This is a genomic window from Faecalicatena contorta (genome assembly GCF_001404335.1).
In the GTDB taxonomy this organism is placed as follows: Bacteria; Bacillota; Clostridia; order Lachnospirales; family Lachnospiraceae; genus Faecalicatena; species Faecalicatena contortus_B.
Map to the genome: position 1 here is coordinate 1 of NZ_CYZU01000066.1, position 15927 is coordinate 15927.

Here is a 15927-nt window from a genome sequence, read left to right on the forward strand (position 1 = left end):
TATATGTATGGCGGATGTTACCGATCAGAAACATGGCTAGAATACTGCCAGCGTAAAGGATTTAGATATTAACTAAACTGACATTTAGTTTAAGAGGGAGAAGTGATGAAAAGAGTATTGGACGCATGCTGCGGAAGCAGAATGTTTTATTTTGACAAACAGAATCCAGATGTAATCTATGCTGATAACAGGGAGATAGAGACAACATTATGTGACGGGCGTGCACTGCTTATTAAACCAGATATACATATGGATTTCAGAGAGATGCCGTATAAGGACAATACATTCAAAGTTGTTGTATTTGACCCGCCGCATCTTATCCATGCCGGAACTGGGAGCTGGTTGGCCAATAAATACGGAATTCTTCCTGCTGGCTGGCCAGAATATTTGAAGCAGGGATTCTGCGAATGCATGAGGGTTTTGGAACCTGACGGATTGCTGGTATTTAAGTGGAACGAAGATCAGATAAAATTATCCGAGGTGCTGAAAGTTTTTGATAAAAAACCTCTTCTGGGAGATCAGCGTGGAAAAACAAGGTGGATTGTGTTTATGAAATAGTTTCTGGCAGTTAGTAAAAAGAAGTGTGCGTTAAGGCAGTGAACTTTCTGATGCTTATCAGGATTGACTGATCTGTCCAATGACGCGGGGACGGGAGGGCATTTAGGAGGAAAAAATGAAAGTCAAGTTAGAAGTAGAGATGCCGGAAGGCTGTTACGATTGCCAATTTTGTGCAGGGACAGAATGTGGTGTGGCAGAAGGAATGCCAACCATAGATCTGTTCGGGGAAGAAGGGCTTAGGCCCAAGTGGTGCCCGCTGATACCGGAAGAGATTAATAAGTTACTGACCAATTGGATCCCGGTATCAGAACGGCTGCCGGAAGATATAGTTAATCCAATAACACGGGATGCCTATGTATATCCCGTAACGATAGACTTGGGTGGTGTTACGGATACACGATATTATTCTTTCTGCAGAGGGCACTGGTACAATCAAAGCCTCAAAGAAATGGACGAGCTGGTTATTGCATGGCAAGCGCGCCCAGAACCGTATAAACCAGAATAGGAGAATAATATGATTTTGACCAGAGAGAAAAGATTGGATATATCAAAAAGGCTTGCCGCATTATGTATTATTGCAGTGCACGACCAAGGGATTGACCATGACTGTTGCGATAAAATCATAGAGCATACGGCAGAAATAGCATACTCAATCGGTGGCATTAACATGATGAATCTCGTGCAGAAGTTGGAACATGAAATGTATGAAAAAGCAATAAAACTAAAATAGCTTCCGGCGGCAGGCCGGAGAAAGAGGTAAACATGAAGAAGCTATTCATAAGTCAGCCAATGGTAGATCGGACTGACGAAGAAATATTTAAGGAAAGAGAAACAGCGATTGCCGAAGCGAGGAAGATATTAGGAGAGGATATAGAGATTATAGACTCGTACTGCAAAGAAGATCGAACACCTTTAGGATATTTGGCATACTCGATCAAAAAGCTTTCAGAAGCCGATGTAGCATATTTCGGAAAAGGTTGGCAGGACTACAGAGGATGCAGGATAGAGCATGAGTGTGCTTTGCAGTATGGGATCAAAATACTTTTGAGTGAGTTTGATCCACATAAAACAGTGATTGGTAAGCGATTAGACGCTGGATGTTGGGATTAACTAAACCAAAATTTAGGAGGTATGATTGATGCAATTTGGTGGAATATTGTTGACTCAGATGTTGGTAGAGAGGATTAGCGATAAGGTTGGATTCAAAATCGAGAATGAAGCCTTATTGTGTCTTGCCATCAGAAAATTGTTAGACCTGCACGACAATCAGAAAAAGAGCTTGGAATATTTAACAGAAAAAATTAATCAGAGATGGATACCGATATCAGAGCGGCTTCCAGAAGATACGGTTAATCCAATAACAAGGGATGCCTATGTATATCCCGTAACTGTAGACTTGGGTGGTGTTACGGATACACGATATTATTCTTTCTGCAGAGGGAGGAGAATAATATGATTTTGACCAGAGAGAAAAGATTGGATATATCAAAAAGGCTTGCCGCATTATGTATTATTGCAGTGCACGACCAAGGGATTGACCATGACTGTTGCGATAAAATCATAGAGCATACGGCGGAAATAGCATACTCAATCGGTGGCATTAACATGATGAATCTCGTGCAGAAGTTGGAACATGAAATGTATGTAAAAGCAATAAAACCGGATTAGGGCTTCCGGCGGCAGACCGGGGAAAGAGGTAGAAGATGAAAGAGAAAGTTAAAAAGTGTGGAAAAGAATTAGGACAAGCACTTATACAGTTGCTTGCGTGGGCGAGTGTAGGCATATTTGTTGGAATGGGAATAGCGGTTGGATTTTTTGCTACAAGCGTTATATTGCTGCACTAAACCAAAAAATCTAAAAAATTGTGTTTGAATACACACCGAAAGGAGATGGAGATATGCCGAGACCAAAGAAGGACCAGGACAAGAAGTACATCCGGCAGAATATAAGCATGGATCCCGAGCAGTATAAGAGGCTGCTGGAGCATTGCCAGAAAGAAGATCGATCCATCTCCTGGGTGATCCGTAAGGCGCTGGATGATTATATCGGTGTGTAACGATACGTATTGATACACATTTAAACCAGATTTGAAAAGGAGATTATTTATGAAGATTGCAGTTAATAAATGCTTTGGAGGATTTTCGCTTTCTCCGATTGCACAAAAAAGAATATTAGATCTAAAGGAAAAAGAATGCCATTTCTACAAGCAAACAAAATATTATTTCAGTGACGGACAAGATAAATTTGTGAAAGTCAAAGAACCAGAAAAACAGAAAAAAAGTTTATTAGACATATGGTATGTATTTACTAAAGACTATGGAGAGGAGTTTGAAGAGTTTCCTACAGGAGAGGATTCGGGATATTGGTCTTATAAAGATTTAGAACGTACTGATAAAGAATTAATTACGGCTATCGAAGAATTAGGATCATTTGCGAATGGTATGTGTGGCAATATAGAAATTATTGAAATTCCGGATAATATCGAATGGGAAATTAGTGATTATGATGGATTTGAAACAATACATGAAAAACATCAAAGCTGGTAACTAAACCAAAATTTAGGAGGGATAGATTGAGAAGGACAAGAAAGGAGCAGAAACGGGACAGTCAGAAGCATTTTGATTGTCTGGAGAAGTTTCAGGACAGGAAGGCCCAGGATGCATTCAGGCGCCCAGCTTACCAGGCCGGGAAGATGGTACAGGAACAGGGCCGCCAAATAGAGCATAAGACCGTGCCTGAGTATCTGGCAGAGAAATATGATATTAAGGGGGAGATTTGAGTGGACAAAGTGAAGCTGAAAAAGTACAGATGGAATAAGGAGCGGATTAAAAGAATAGATGATCATATTGATATCCTCTGTGGGAAAGATATTGATGTAATACACGGGAAAGTAACTGGATCAAGCCATAATTTCCCGTATACGGAAGTACGGACAACAGTTGAAATGTATGATCCGATTGAAAATGACAAGGTGAATGATGAAATACGAGAGAAGCAGGCTGAGAAGATCAAACTGCAAAAAGAATGCGAAGAAGTTGAAGAATACATATCCTCCATACCAGACAGAGGTATCAAAGAGATTTTTGAACTATCGTTCTTGAATGGGAAGAAGCAGTGGGAGGTTGCTAAAGCAGTAGGATACAGCAGGGGGAGAATATCGCAAATTATTAGTGGATATCTGAAAAATTAACCCCATTAACATTTTACATGTGATATAATTATTCTAGAACGATTGGATCAATTGTTCAGTGGTGTTTTCTCAGTAACACAGCCGTTTACCGGCAGAATAGAAGATCTAGCCCTCGGGGCATTAATAAGTATCCTCCTTGAGATAGCCATACAGATTATGGCTGAAAGGCTCTCCGTTATACAGCGGGGAGTCTTTTGTATATAATGGGACATAGCTCATCAGTATGACCTCCTTCACACACCTATTGAAAAACGTCCTGCATGAAAGTGTGGGACGTTTTTTGGTTGAATATTGTCATAATATGGGATATTATGAAATTGTGATGTTTACGGTACTGTGAGGAGGAAAGAGCATGGCTGGATGGGATGATATTTTAAAAGAGTTGAATGAGACAATGTCACAAAGTGATTATGTGAGAAGAAAATATTTAAAACAGCTTTCAGATTATACGGGAAGAAATACAATTGCGTATTATTCAGCATTTCTAAGTAATCCGCAAGCAGATAACATTGACATTAATGATCTTGATATGACAGGGTTTATGAATGCTTTGAAGGGTATGGAATGCAAAAGGGGACTTGATCTGATCTTACATACCCCAGGTGGATCACCAGCCGCAGCAGAAGCAATAATTAGCTATTTGCGAAACAAGTTTAATTATGATATTCGTGTAATTGTTCCGCAGATGGCTATGTCTGCCGGAACAATGATGGCTTGCGCTGCGAAAGAGATTATTATGGGTAAGCAATCCAGTCTAGGGCCAATTGATCCTCAATTTAATGGAATACCTGCATATAATATACAAATGGAATTTGAAGAGGCAAAGATTGATTTGGCTGCAAACCCACAAAATGCGCAATACTGGGCGATAAAGTTACAGCAATACCCGGCAGCATTTTTAAAAACAGCCATTGATGCCATTCAATTATCTGGCAAATTAGTTAGAGAATGGCTTGAAACAGGGATGTTTAAAGGAGAGCAGGCTGAGAGTATGATAAATACAATTGTATCCAGGCTGAACGAACATGATGATTCTAAGACACACGGAAGGCATTTTAATTTAGAATTTTGTAAAAGTATAGGATTAAAAATTATTGAACTAGAAAGCGATGCTGTTCTTCAAGATGATGTTTTGAGTGTGCATCATGCGTATATGCTTACGCTAGGAGGCAGTAATGCTACTAAAATAATAGAATGTCAAAATGGAAAAGCTGTAATAAGTCATGCCTAATTATTGCAAATATATGAAAATAAGGATATACTACATACATGGAGGTGGAAATATGATGAGAGACTGCCAAATTGAAAGGATGTACGATGAGCTCAATATCCATAATGAGGGAATTGAGGTCAGAAAGACAATTAACAAAGGTTCGTTGAATAAAAAGCTACATGCAGATTGTTCAGCGTTACTAAAAGAGCGTAAAAGTAGCATGTATAGTGCTGGAATCCAAACTAAATTATCGTTTTAAAAGAAAGAGCTTACAAAAAAAGCACCTTTATACGAGGGTGCTTTTTTCATATTCAAATACAGGGACATAGCTCAGCAGGTAGAGCATCTGGCTTATATCCAGCGCGCCACCGGTTCGAATCCGGTTGTCCCTATTCGGAGTATGAGACAATATAATCTGCCTCTTATAGAGGGGGACGGCATCGGAGATCCGATGTGCAGCGGGACGCCGGGATTATATTGCAGCTCCAAGAATGACGGCAATAAGTGTTGCCTGCAGAGCGGGCCTTAAATGGACTACGCGTGTCCGGCTTATTGCAGTCATAAAAACCTTGCCACGATTTCCCCTGAAATACCAGTGCCAATGCCGGCTGTGAACCGATAAGGCAAAGGGGAAAGCCTACGGGTGAGAAAGCATTGGCCGTCCAGTTTTGCGAGGTAGCTGGATAAAGATGGTGGAGGAATGGTAAGTATGCAGGGTAGCGCCCTGTGTCTCGGTTCGATTCCGGGCCCTCCCATTACCCATGTTTTTGTTGCGGTTGTTCATGGGTGTAACTAATAACAATAATTCAAAAAGTCATTGTTCAACTTAGTAAACATTGGGCATCAATGTGTCGTACAAGAACCGCAACAGTGCGGGCCGTCACTACCAGGCGGCCTGTATCTCAGAAAAGAAAGCGTGGTGTATAAATTGGCAAGGAGCAGAAGCCCTGATTCAATCAAAGCAGAAGAGTTATTCCATTCAGGCATGAGCCTTGTTGACATAGCAAAGAGGATGAATAAGCCTGAGGGAACTGTTCGCAGATGGAAGAGCACACAGGGATGGGATAAAAGCGAACGTTCGGAAAAGGAAGAGAAGAAAGCGAACGTTCGGAAAAGAGAGAGAGAAGCTGTTGCAGAAGACGTAAGGCAGGTAATAGAGAATCCTGATCTGACAGATAAGCAACGGCTTTTTTGCTGCATATATGTAAGATGCTTTAATGCGACACGTGCATATCAAAAAGCGTATGGAGTTGATTATAATACAGCTTTGTCTATTGGTTACAGGTTGCTGGAGAATGTTGGAGTAAGAGAAGAAATAAAGCGTCTCAAACAGAACCGGATCAACAGGGAGATGATGGATGAGACAGATATATTCCAAAAGTATATGGATATCGCATTTGCAGACATTACAGACTTTGTGGAGTTCGGGCGTGAGAACATTCCGGTTATGACCATGTACGGCCCCCTCGAAGTGAAAGACGAGGAAACCGGCGAGAAGGTACAAGTTACAAAGGAAGTCAATACTGTAAGATTTAAAGAGCATACGGATGTTGATGGAACAATAATTACAGAAGTAAAGCAGGGGCGGGACGGGGCAAGTATAAAACTTGCTGATCGTATGAAGGCGCTCGATTGGATTGCAGGCCATATGGATTTGGCTACCGAAGAGCAAAAAGCTCGGATTAACCAAATAAAAGCGAACACAGAGCGATTGAAGAAGGATACAAGTATGGAAGACGATGTAGGAGTTGAAATAATTAATGACGCACCAAAAGAAACAGGTTCGGATATCCGAGATTGTGATACCGAAATATCTTCCGATATTCAACAATAAAAAAATCAAACATATTATTTTGACTTCCGGTCGTGCCGGAACTAAATCCAGTTTTGCTGCTATTATGGCAGACTACCAGATTGTATCTGATGCACATGGATCTGTTGTTGTGCTACGCAAACATCATAATAAGCTACGCAAGACCGTGTACAAAGAAATGATACGTGGGATCAATAGACTGCAGATCCCTAAAAATAAATTCATGATTACAAAGTCACCGATGGAAATTACATATAAAAACAACGGGTCAACTATTTACTTCTCTGGTTCTGACGGTATAGACGACACAAAAGGAATCATAGATGAAGATAAACCGATTAAAAAAGTTATTCTGGATGAGTTAACAGAGTTCTTTGACGATGGAGAAGGAGAAGACGAGTTGTCAAACATAGAAGCTACATTTGTCAGAGGAAACAGCGGTGGATTCCAGATGATTTACCTGTACAATCCACCAAAAAACCCGAACGCAGAAATCAATGTGTGGTGCAAGAAGATGGAGCAGAGATCAGACTGTATCCATATTCACACAGATTATAGGGATGTTCCTGATTCATGGCTCGGACAGGATCTAATAGATTCTGCGGAGACAATGAAAAAAGTAGATGAGAAAATGTATCGTTGGGTATGGCTTGGAGAGCCAACTGGCGTGGATGATCTTGTTTACTATATGTTCAACAGATTGAATCATACATATGATCCTAAAAGTTATGCGGTGAGTGACATGCATGCGATAGGAGAGATAGGCGTAGGGGTTGATTATGGTCAGCAAAATGCAACTGTATTTGAGGCAGCTGGAATTGATTATAATATCCAATCACTGAGAGGGATTAAAGAGTATTACCATTCTGGACGGGATGAAGGAAAACAGAAGTCACCGTCAGAGTATGCGCTTGACCTGAAAGGTTTCTGCGATGAGATCGAGAAAGAATATGCCCGAGTTGTCAGTTACATATTTATTGACCCATCTGCAGCGGGATTCATCGAGGAAGTAAGGCGTGTTATCCCGCACATACCAGTAATACTGGCAAAGAATGATGTTAAAAAGGGAATAAGCCGGGTACAGAAGATCCTTTCGTTTTTAAGGCTTGTTCTGTCTAATTCACAAGAGATGCTGATAAAAGAGATGGGTCTGTACCAATACGATCCTAAGAGCATAAAAAACGGGAAAGAGCTACCGATAAAAGTGAATGATCATTGCGAAGATGCGTTGAGATATTTGGTGATGGGTATGTGGAATCTGATAATGTATATGCTGCCAGTTACAGAAAGGGGTGATTAAAATTGATACAATACGAAAATGTACAGCAGGCAATGGGGATAGATGTTGCCATTTCTCAGAAGATGTCTGAGGCGATTTATCTGTGGAAAAAGTTATATATTAACGAAGCCCCTTGGCTAAATGCAGATGTAAGAAGCCTGAATTTGCCAGCAGCTATTAGCTCCGAAATGGCGAGACTTGTGACTATGGAATCCGAAGTTACGATATCTGGAAGCCCAAAGGCCGACCTGATAGCACGCTATCTAAAGCCATTTTTGAATAGCCTTCCCGTTTATGCGGAATATGCGTGCAATGCTGGTGGCGTTGTATTTAAGCCTTATATTGACGGAGACGGTATTTCTGTTGATGTTGTTCAGGCCGGGTTCTTTTATCCAGTAGAATTTGATAGTGCAAACAATATTACGGCTGCAATATTTCCTGAATTTAAACGAGATGGGAAAAAGCTGTACACAAGATTGGAGTATCAGAAGTGGGATGGTGACAAATATATTATTGTAAATAAGGCATTTGTCAGCAGGAAGGCAATGGTAAAGAACGACAATGTAATTAATTTAGGTCAGGAAATTAGCCTGGAAGATGTGCCAGAGTGGGAAGATATTGCCCCATATGTGGAATTTGAACATGCAGACCGTATGTTGTTTTCTTATTTTAGGATCCCATTGGCAAACAATATCGATACAGAATCTCCGTTGGGAGTATCCGTGTACTCACGAGCCATAAATCAGATCAAAGATGCGGACGAACAGTATGGTGCAACTCTGTGGGAATTCCGATCAAAGGAAACAGCCATACAGGCATCGAGTGAATTCTTTAAAAGGGATCGGAAAGGAAATGTACAGCTTCCGAAGGGCAAAGAACGGCAATACCATGATATGGGGGCAAGCATATCAGATAACGATGGAAAGCCTTTTTTTAACGTTTATTCACCAGATATTCGGGATCAGAGCTTCTTTAACGGCTACAACAAGATTGTCCAGAAAGTTGAATTTAATAGCGGATTAGCATACGGGACATTGTCAGATCCGCAGCTTGTAGATAAGACGGCAGAAGAAATAAAGGCAAGTAAGCAGCGGTCTTATGCTACTGTGAAATCTATACAGAACAGTTTAGGCGATGCGATAGAAACGCTCGTTGCTGCAATAGATGCATGGATGGCGATATCTGGAATCGCATCAGATGGTACGATAAACATTGCTATATCTTGGGATGATTCTCTTGTAACTGATAAAAAGACTGAGAGAGAGCAGGATCTGCAGGATTTAGCTGCCGGAATTATGCAACCCTGGGAATTCCGCGCAAAATGGTATGGAGAAGATAAAGAAACTGCAATGAAAGCCGTAGGAACGCCCGCGGAGGTGATCGAATAATGACGCAGGGAGAGCTGGAAAAAATACCGCTCCCGTTTGAAAAATGTATGTCCGATCTTGAGATGCGCATAATGTCAGAGATTGTCAGGGCGATACGGATAAATTCATTATCGACTTCAACATCTGATGCGCAAATTCAGAAACTTATACAAATGGGGAAGTCAGAAGAAAATATCCGGAAATATGTGAAAGAGGCATTAGATGTTACAGATAATGATCTGGATAAGATTTTTTCCGATGATGTATATGAATTTTATTATGGATACCGCAGGGCATACAAGGATTTAAACGAAGTGCAAAAGCCCATAGAAGAAAACATTGAACTTATGGAACTTATTCAATCAATCAGGGAACAGACCGCCGAATCATTCCGCAATATGACCGGTTCAATGGGGTTTGCAATCAAAAATCCATCAACAGGAAAAATAATGTATAGCCCATTAATGGAGTTTTATCAGGATACAATGGATGCGGCTGCCATAGACATACAAACAGGCATGGTGAGCTACGACAAAGCGCTCAGTAGATCAATTAATACTATGACGATCAGCGGAGTCCGTTGGATTGATTATGCCTCTGGATGGCATAACCGTGTTGATGTTGCTGCCAGAAGAGCTGTTATGACAGGTTTTCGCCAGATACAAGGAAAAATTAATGAACAGGTGGCTAAAGAGCTTGGAACTGACAGTTATGAGGTGTCATACCATGTAGGCGCCAGGCCAGAACATCAAATATGGCAGGGGCGTGTATGGACATATGAGCAGCTACGCACAGTTTGCGGGCTTGGAACTGTGACCGGCCTGCACGGGGCAAATTGTTACCATGATTATAATGCATTTATACCTGGTGTTTCTGCAAGGACATATACAGACGATCAATTGGAAGAAATGGCTGCAAAGGAGAATGAGCCTAAACTATACAATGGAAAAGAGTATACAACTTATGAAGCGCTACAGGAACAGAGGAAGCAAGAAACATCGATGCGGAAGACCCGTCAGGACATCAAGCTACTTAAAGAAGGAAAGGCAGGCAGCGACACTATAACTGCAAAACGAGCTAAATATCAAGTGCAGATGAAACAGTATAAGCACTTTTCAAAAAAACTTGGACTGCCAGAGCAGATGGAGAGAGTATATCAAGACGGACTTGGAAGGGCGTAGCGAAATGCAACGGCCTATATGAAATACAGCGTAAATTTCCGTTCTATTCCATCTGGATTTTTACAAACCGTGGCGAGTAGTTTCCCGCCTAATATATTTCAGGAGGTGATCTAAATTATCTCCCTTCGAGACGCAGGGTAAGCGTCTTATTTTATTGTCCAAAACCATTACGACATTAAAACTGTTTGGATTAACCCCTGTGCTACGGGCATAAAACTGGCACGGCCCGCGGAGACACCGCAATAAAAAACAAAGGTCAAAGAAAGGAAGGAATATGAATTTAAAGGAACTTTTAGGAGAAGAATTATTCTCACAGGTCGATGCGAAAATTACAGAACATAATAATGGGATTGAAGACAAACTTAAGCACGTCAGGTTTACCGACCTATCGGAAGGAAATTACGTAAGTCGTGAAAAGTACCAGGCCATCGAAACAAAGGCAAATGGACTTGAGATACAGCTGGGTGAGGCTAATAATACAATCAAATCATATAAGGATATGGACATTGATGGTATTAAGCAATCCGCTGCAAACTGGGAAACAAAGTATAAAGAGGACACGGCGAGTTTGCAGAACAAACTCAGTGATCAGGAAAAAAGATTTGCGGCAGAACGATATCTCGATGGGCAGAAGATTAAATCACCATTGTCGAGAAAGACAATACTGAATGATTTTCTTTCTAAAAACCTGGAATTCAAAGACGGAAACTTCTCAGGCGCTGACGAGTACATGAAGAATGTGAAAGCACAGTATCCTGATGAATTCGAATCGGATGAGCCACAGGAACCAGAAAAAAAGATTTTTGTTCGTGGGACAAAACAGACATACAAGCCAACACCTAAGTCTGAAGAAGAGGCTTATTTGAAAAAGAAATACGCAAACAACAAATATGCAAATTAGAAAAGGAGAAATGAAACTATGGAATATGGTGGATATAATGTTAACGAAAAATATAGCTCAATTGTGGCGCCAAATTTTTATTTTGATGCTATCTTTCAGCCGGGGCTTACATACAGTGACCAGTACCAGGGAGATGCAGAGGGGGCAGGAGCAGTAAAGATCTTCAAATTAGCTGCTAAATCAGCAAAAGATCCAAAAGCGCCGGCATCTGATTTTGACCACGGTGCAGCAGATAACGACTTAATCCCGCTGTTATTAAATAACTTGCAGCAGGAGTCTACAAAGATTTATAACGTACAGGCGGAGGCGGTACCATTTAACATGGCGGATGCACATCTTTCTCAGTCTGTTCAGGTTTGCCGGGAAGGCTGGCAGATGTCAGGCCTTGCATGTCTTGCAAACGAAGGAACAGAAATGGAGGATAAGGAGGCGATTACGACTTCTAATATCACCAACAAAATTATTTCCGGAAGAAAAAGTATCAGAAAACAGAAGGCATCTGCAAATGTGGTAATGGCATCTGTTGAAACCTATAGTACAATGCTGGAAGTTGCAGGCGATAAGTTTATCCCGGTAAAAAATGACGAAATTATTAGAACCGGGCAGATGGGATACTATCTTGGTATGTTGTGGGTAGAGTGCAATATGTTGGACTTAACATCTGCAGCAAAATATTATGATTTTTCCGGAACCATAAAAACTGTTGATCTTTCCAAAATTGAATACATTATGTATGACTGGAGAGGGTTACATATCGTTGATCTGCTTTCAATGGCGAGGCTGAAAGACTCAGAGAACTTTAATGGAACTCTGGCACAGGTTGAGATCTTATCAGGTTACAGACTTGGTGATAAGAATTATGCAGTTGTAAAAAAACGGTCAGCTTAGTCAATTTGAATGTTACCTCGGTAGCGGGTAGCACGAGCGGCTCTACGGCTATCACTGTAGAGCCAACTTTGACAAGCGGTAACAGCTACAAATACAAAGTTGCGGCGAATCCTACGATACCAGCGGCAGGAGCTGTATGCACAACCGGATATAAAGCCTGGGATGGCACTTCTGACATTGAAGCGGCTGCAGGACAGAAAATTATAATTGTAGAAGTAAATTCAAGTAACAGGTGCGTAGGCGCAGGAATTGCTGATGTAGTTGCGTCAGCATAGAAAGGTTGAGGATATGTCTATGACGGCTTATGTGGAATATGAATTTTATGCAAATGACTATTTAAATGGGAAACAAAATGTAATAGATGAAAAAGACTTTTCATATTGGGCTTTCATGGCATCGGCTGAGATAGCACGCAATACTTTTAACAGGATCGACACAGCAGCAATACCAGATGAGGCAAGGTATTGCTGCTGTGAGATTGCGGAAAAGCTATGCGCCTTCGAAAAAATGAAGGATGATAGCGGCAGAATACTGCAGAGTTATGGAAATGACGGAGAGACAGGCACTTATATGGCGGGTGATATGACTGAGAATGCGGTGAACAATAGCATACATAAAATTATCCGCAAATGGCTTGGAAATACAGGTCTGTTGTATTGCGGGGTGTGAATATGAATCCTAATTACAGGTCAGAGATTACCATTTACAATTGTTTTCGCGCCGCGGATAACCCTAAGAGCACAAAGGATATCTGGTACCGCACAGTTTTACATGGTTGCTTCTATAAAAACGTTATTGGGCGGTCTGAATATGTAAACAGTAGCCCCAAGATGGATTCCGTATATACTGTCAGAATACCTGCTTCAGAGCGGTATATGCCATACCATGAGTGGGTTAAATTGCCAGATGAAGAACGGTCAAGGTACTTCACGTGCAGCCAGAAGGATGTTGTGGTAAAAGGGATATGCCTGGAAGAAATTACGGGGATATCCCCCGGGACAGCGTCACAGTTACTTTCCAGATACAAGCCTGATGCATTTGTTGTAACGGCTTTCTCTGATAACAGTGACTCAAGACATGCTAAACATTATAGATTAGGTGGTTAAATGAACGTAGAATTTAAATGGAATAAACCGATACCACAGATCACGAAAGAGGCAACCGGCGGAGACAGAACCTTACTATTTATGGCAAACGAAGCAAAGCGCCTTATGGATCCCTACGTCCCAGCAAGGAATATGGCATTGTCTCAGGATGTGCGTACTTATGTACAAGAGGGCGCAGGAGTAGTCCATTATTTGGTGCCGTATGCAAGATTCCAGCATGAGGGTGCACTAATGGTATCCCGAATTACTGGCAGCCCCTGGGCAAGGCACGGGGAAACCAAAGTGGTTACCGGAAAGAAATTGAAATATAGCACGTTCCATCATCCGCTTGCAACGTCTGAATGGGAAAAGGCAATGAAAGCCGCCAGGATGGGAGACTATACCGCGGCTGTGCAAAGATATGTGAAAGGCGGCGGGTAATGACAAAACATGAAATAATGAAGGATTATGTAGAGGACAAAGTCACAGAACTGTCTGGACGGTTGGCGTCCTATAATTTTTCCGATGATACTTTGAATGCTATATCGTTTTTGACAAATTATTCTGACAAGGTCGTAAAGAAGTATGTGCGGGCGGCTGACAAAGAGTATGGATTTTCCATAATTATAACCTGGCATTTTTCAACCGAGACCGATGATTTAAATCTTGAAGCAATGAACTTTGCGCAGGGATTTATGGACTGGTTAGATGAACAGAATAGGAACAAGGCATTCCCCGACTTTGGAGAAAAATGCCAGGTTAAAAAAATTGAGAACCTACAAAACATGCCGAACCTTGCTGCTGTTGATTGGGAAAGAATGATCGCCCAATACATGATTCAGTGCAGGGTTCTTTATTTTGAAAAGGAGAGATAAGAATGAAATTAAGCGAATTAATGACGGGACATACCGTAGATGCAAATTATGAAGGTTGGGTTACTAATGACGATTATGTATTTGCAATTGACATAAACCCGAAAAGTGAAACACCTACTGCGGAAAAAGATTATGCTGTCGTTGAGATGGGGATTGCCGGCCTGGATGCACAGTTAAATCCAGTTACACAGGATAAACAATATATCCGTGCGGGTCAGAGTACAACAAAAACTGGTACACAGCGTTCATTTTCTGTGACAGGAGACAGATACACGGGAGATGAAGCACAGGATTACTGCTTAAGCCATGCTGTTAAATATGGTACAGGTAATGGCGTTGTGACGAATTTTGTGTATTTTAACATCCTGACGGGTAAAGGAGAGAAAGGGCAATGCTCTATTATTGTGAACTCTGATGGCTCCGGGAATGCAGGGGAATCTTCCGCAGTGGACATTGAATTCAAAAAAATTGGAGCAAACCCGGTAGAGTATACATATACAGCGTCACCTGCTTCTTGAAGAGCAGAAGGTGGTAACATATTGAATTTAGAGGAGGATAAAACGGATGAAACAGATAAAAGTGAAGATTTTGGACACGAATTTGGAAGCACCTCTTATGAGTCCCAAATTGATTCGGAAATTTGAGGAAGAGAAACACAAGGTAGTAGACAAAGCTAATGCAGCTAAAGATATATCCGATGAGGCAACGGCCATTGAGATGCAGTGCAATGCTGTCATAGAGTTTGTTGATGATATATTTGGTAAAGGAAGTGCCAGAGCAGTGTTCGGAGAGGAAACGGATTTACTGACATGTTTGGAAGCGTTTGAGGAACTTATGAATATGTATGAAACTCAGGTCAATCCGATTGTAGAAAAATTTACGCATAATGCAATGTTACGGATTGAAGGAAAGAAATAATGGTTTCCGATTTCATTATGGGAGTGCTGCCTAAAAGCGTATTGATAGATGGCACAGAATATCCTATACGCTGGGATTACCGCATCTGGATGGAGTTTGACAGCATCCGTAAAGGTAGCGGAAGTGATGAAGATAAAATAATCAAACTGTTGCAAAGGTGCTATCCCAAAATTCCAGATAATATAAACGAAGCAATTGATAAAATGCTATGGTTTTACCAGTGTGGTGAAATGCAAGAGAAGGAGAAAAAGAAACAGAGATACCAGCGTAGGACATCAGCAGATCCTGCGTTCTCTTTTTCCCAAGATACTCCATATATTTATGCAGCTTTTAGAGAACAGTACGGAATTGATCTTACGGAAGTGCAGGAGCTGCATTGGTGGAAATTTATGGCTCTTTTTGAATCCTTAAATGAGGATACTAAAATGAGCAAGATAATGTACTATAGGAAGGTTAGTACATCTGGAATGCCGAAGGATAAGCGTGCATTTATAAACGATATGAAAAGGATATATCGGATTAAAGAGGCAACTGGAAGGAGAATGACCCTGCAAGAGAGAAATCAGGGGTGGATTGATTATGTAAGAAACAGACATGGGGGAGAGGAATGCTGAGTGAAGCTCTCAGCGCCCCCGAATTAAGCAATTTAGGCATGGCGA

At 41.2% G+C, this 15927-nt stretch carries 26 protein-coding genes and 1 tRNA gene; all 27 read left to right on the forward strand.

Annotated features, from left to right (window positions below; translation table 11 throughout):
• Nucleotides 1-105: 105 nt before the first annotated feature.
• Entirely contained in the window at nucleotides 106-558 is a 453-nt protein-coding gene (locus ARB69_RS22280) for an SAM-dependent methyltransferase (RefSeq protein WP_083487176.1), read from the forward strand.
• A 115-nt stretch (nucleotides 559-673) separates the two neighbouring features.
• Entirely contained in the window at nucleotides 674-1063 is a 390-nt protein-coding gene (locus ARB69_RS22285; RefSeq protein ID WP_055155028.1) for a hypothetical protein, read from the forward strand.
• Nucleotides 1064-1072: 9 nt separating this feature from the next.
• Entirely contained in the window at nucleotides 1073-1288 is a 216-nt protein-coding gene (locus ARB69_RS22290) for a hypothetical protein (protein WP_055155029.1), read from the forward strand.
• A 32-nt stretch (nucleotides 1289-1320) separates the two neighbouring features.
• Nucleotides 1321-1668, forward strand: a complete 348-nt coding sequence (locus ARB69_RS22295) for a DUF4406 domain-containing protein (RefSeq protein ID WP_055155030.1) — start codon at nucleotides 1321-1323, stop codon at nucleotides 1666-1668.
• Nucleotides 1669-1696: 28 nt separating this feature from the next.
• Nucleotides 1697-2014 carry a hypothetical protein gene (locus tag ARB69_RS22300; RefSeq protein WP_055155031.1) on the forward strand — a complete coding sequence of 106 codons (318 nt, stop codon included), beginning with the start codon at nucleotides 1697-1699 and terminating at the stop codon, nucleotides 2012-2014.
• Nucleotides 2011-2226 (forward strand): hypothetical protein, encoded by a 216-nt coding sequence (locus ARB69_RS22305; protein ID WP_055155032.1) that lies wholly within the window; start codon nucleotides 2011-2013, stop codon nucleotides 2224-2226. Before ARB69_RS22300 ends, ARB69_RS22305 begins: the two co-directional genes overlap by 4 nt.
• A 35-nt stretch (nucleotides 2227-2261) precedes the next feature.
• Nucleotides 2262-2402, forward strand: coding sequence for a hypothetical protein (locus ARB69_RS26900; protein ID WP_157355706.1), 141 nt, complete (start codon nucleotides 2262-2264; stop codon nucleotides 2400-2402).
• Between the two features lie 53 nt (nucleotides 2403-2455).
• Complete coding sequence (locus tag ARB69_RS26275) at nucleotides 2456-2614, forward strand: ribbon-helix-helix domain-containing protein (RefSeq protein WP_083487177.1); 159 nt, start codon at nucleotides 2456-2458, stop codon at nucleotides 2612-2614.
• A gap of 49 nt (nucleotides 2615-2663) precedes the next feature.
• On the forward strand, nucleotides 2664-3104 hold the full coding sequence (locus ARB69_RS22310; protein WP_055155033.1) for a hypothetical protein: 441 nt from the start codon (nucleotides 2664-2666) through the stop codon (nucleotides 3102-3104).
• Nucleotides 3105-3130: 26 nt separating this feature from the next.
• Nucleotides 3131-3337 carry a hypothetical protein gene (locus tag ARB69_RS22315; protein WP_055155034.1) on the forward strand — a complete coding sequence of 69 codons (207 nt, stop codon included), beginning with the start codon at nucleotides 3131-3133 and terminating at the stop codon, nucleotides 3335-3337.
• Nucleotides 3338-3748, forward strand: a complete 411-nt coding sequence (locus tag ARB69_RS22320) for a hypothetical protein (RefSeq protein WP_055155035.1) — start codon at nucleotides 3338-3340, stop codon at nucleotides 3746-3748.
• 352 nt (nucleotides 3749-4100) lie between these two features.
• Nucleotides 4101-4979: an SDH family Clp fold serine proteinase gene (locus tag ARB69_RS22325; protein ID WP_055155036.1), complete on the forward strand. Its 879-nt coding sequence runs from the start codon at nucleotides 4101-4103 to the stop codon at nucleotides 4977-4979.
• Between the two features lie 301 nt (nucleotides 4980-5280).
• Nucleotides 5281-5353 (forward strand) — tRNA-Ile (locus ARB69_RS22335).
• Between the two features lie 524 nt (nucleotides 5354-5877).
• A complete protein-coding gene (locus tag ARB69_RS22340; protein ID WP_242857650.1) occupies nucleotides 5878-6795 on the forward strand; it encodes a terminase small subunit in 918 nt (305 codons plus the stop codon).
• Nucleotides 6761-8074, forward strand: a complete 1314-nt coding sequence (locus ARB69_RS22345; RefSeq protein ID WP_242857651.1) for a PBSX family phage terminase large subunit — start codon at nucleotides 6761-6763, stop codon at nucleotides 8072-8074. Before ARB69_RS22340 ends, ARB69_RS22345 begins: the two co-directional genes overlap by 35 nt.
• Before the next feature lie 2 nt (nucleotides 8075-8076).
• A complete protein-coding gene (locus tag ARB69_RS22350) occupies nucleotides 8077-9441 on the forward strand; it encodes a phage portal protein (protein ID WP_055155039.1) in 1365 nt (454 codons plus the stop codon).
• Nucleotides 9441-10601 carry a phage minor capsid protein gene (locus ARB69_RS22355; protein WP_055155040.1) on the forward strand — a complete coding sequence of 387 codons (1161 nt, stop codon included), beginning with the start codon at nucleotides 9441-9443 and terminating at the stop codon, nucleotides 10599-10601. Before ARB69_RS22350 ends, ARB69_RS22355 begins: the two co-directional genes overlap by 1 nt.
• A 274-nt stretch (nucleotides 10602-10875) precedes the next feature.
• A complete protein-coding gene (locus tag ARB69_RS22360) occupies nucleotides 10876-11502 on the forward strand; it encodes a phage scaffolding protein (protein WP_055155041.1) in 627 nt (208 codons plus the stop codon).
• 18 nt (nucleotides 11503-11520) lie between these two features.
• Nucleotides 11521-12390 (forward strand): hypothetical protein, encoded by an 870-nt coding sequence (locus tag ARB69_RS22365; protein ID WP_055155042.1) that lies wholly within the window; start codon nucleotides 11521-11523, stop codon nucleotides 12388-12390.
• Between the two features lie 5 nt (nucleotides 12391-12395).
• On the forward strand, nucleotides 12396-12665 hold the full coding sequence (locus ARB69_RS22370; protein ID WP_167702520.1) for a hypothetical protein: 270 nt from the start codon (nucleotides 12396-12398) through the stop codon (nucleotides 12663-12665).
• Nucleotides 12666-12684: 19 nt separating this feature from the next.
• Entirely contained in the window at nucleotides 12685-13059 is a 375-nt protein-coding gene (locus ARB69_RS22375) for a hypothetical protein (protein ID WP_055155044.1), read from the forward strand.
• A gap of 2 nt (nucleotides 13060-13061) precedes the next feature.
• Complete coding sequence (locus ARB69_RS28520) at nucleotides 13062-13496, forward strand: DUF6751 family protein (protein WP_055155045.1); 435 nt, start codon at nucleotides 13062-13064, stop codon at nucleotides 13494-13496.
• A complete protein-coding gene (locus ARB69_RS22385) occupies nucleotides 13497-13916 on the forward strand; it encodes a minor capsid protein (protein ID WP_055155046.1) in 420 nt (139 codons plus the stop codon).
• Nucleotides 13916-14350: a hypothetical protein gene (locus tag ARB69_RS22390; protein ID WP_055155047.1), complete on the forward strand. Its 435-nt coding sequence runs from the start codon at nucleotides 13916-13918 to the stop codon at nucleotides 14348-14350. The genes ARB69_RS22385 and ARB69_RS22390 overlap by 1 nt, the downstream gene beginning before the upstream one ends.
• 2 nt (nucleotides 14351-14352) lie before the next feature.
• On the forward strand, nucleotides 14353-14868 hold the full coding sequence (locus tag ARB69_RS22395) for a phage tail tube protein (protein ID WP_055155048.1): 516 nt from the start codon (nucleotides 14353-14355) through the stop codon (nucleotides 14866-14868).
• 46 nt (nucleotides 14869-14914) lie between these two features.
• Nucleotides 14915-15268: a DUF6673 family protein gene (locus tag ARB69_RS22400; RefSeq protein ID WP_055155049.1), complete on the forward strand. Its 354-nt coding sequence runs from the start codon at nucleotides 14915-14917 to the stop codon at nucleotides 15266-15268.
• Entirely contained in the window at nucleotides 15268-15882 is a 615-nt protein-coding gene (locus ARB69_RS22405; protein WP_055155050.1) for a bacteriophage Gp15 family protein, read from the forward strand. The genes ARB69_RS22400 and ARB69_RS22405 overlap by 1 nt, the downstream gene beginning before the upstream one ends.
• Nucleotides 15883-15927 lie beyond the last annotated feature (45 nt).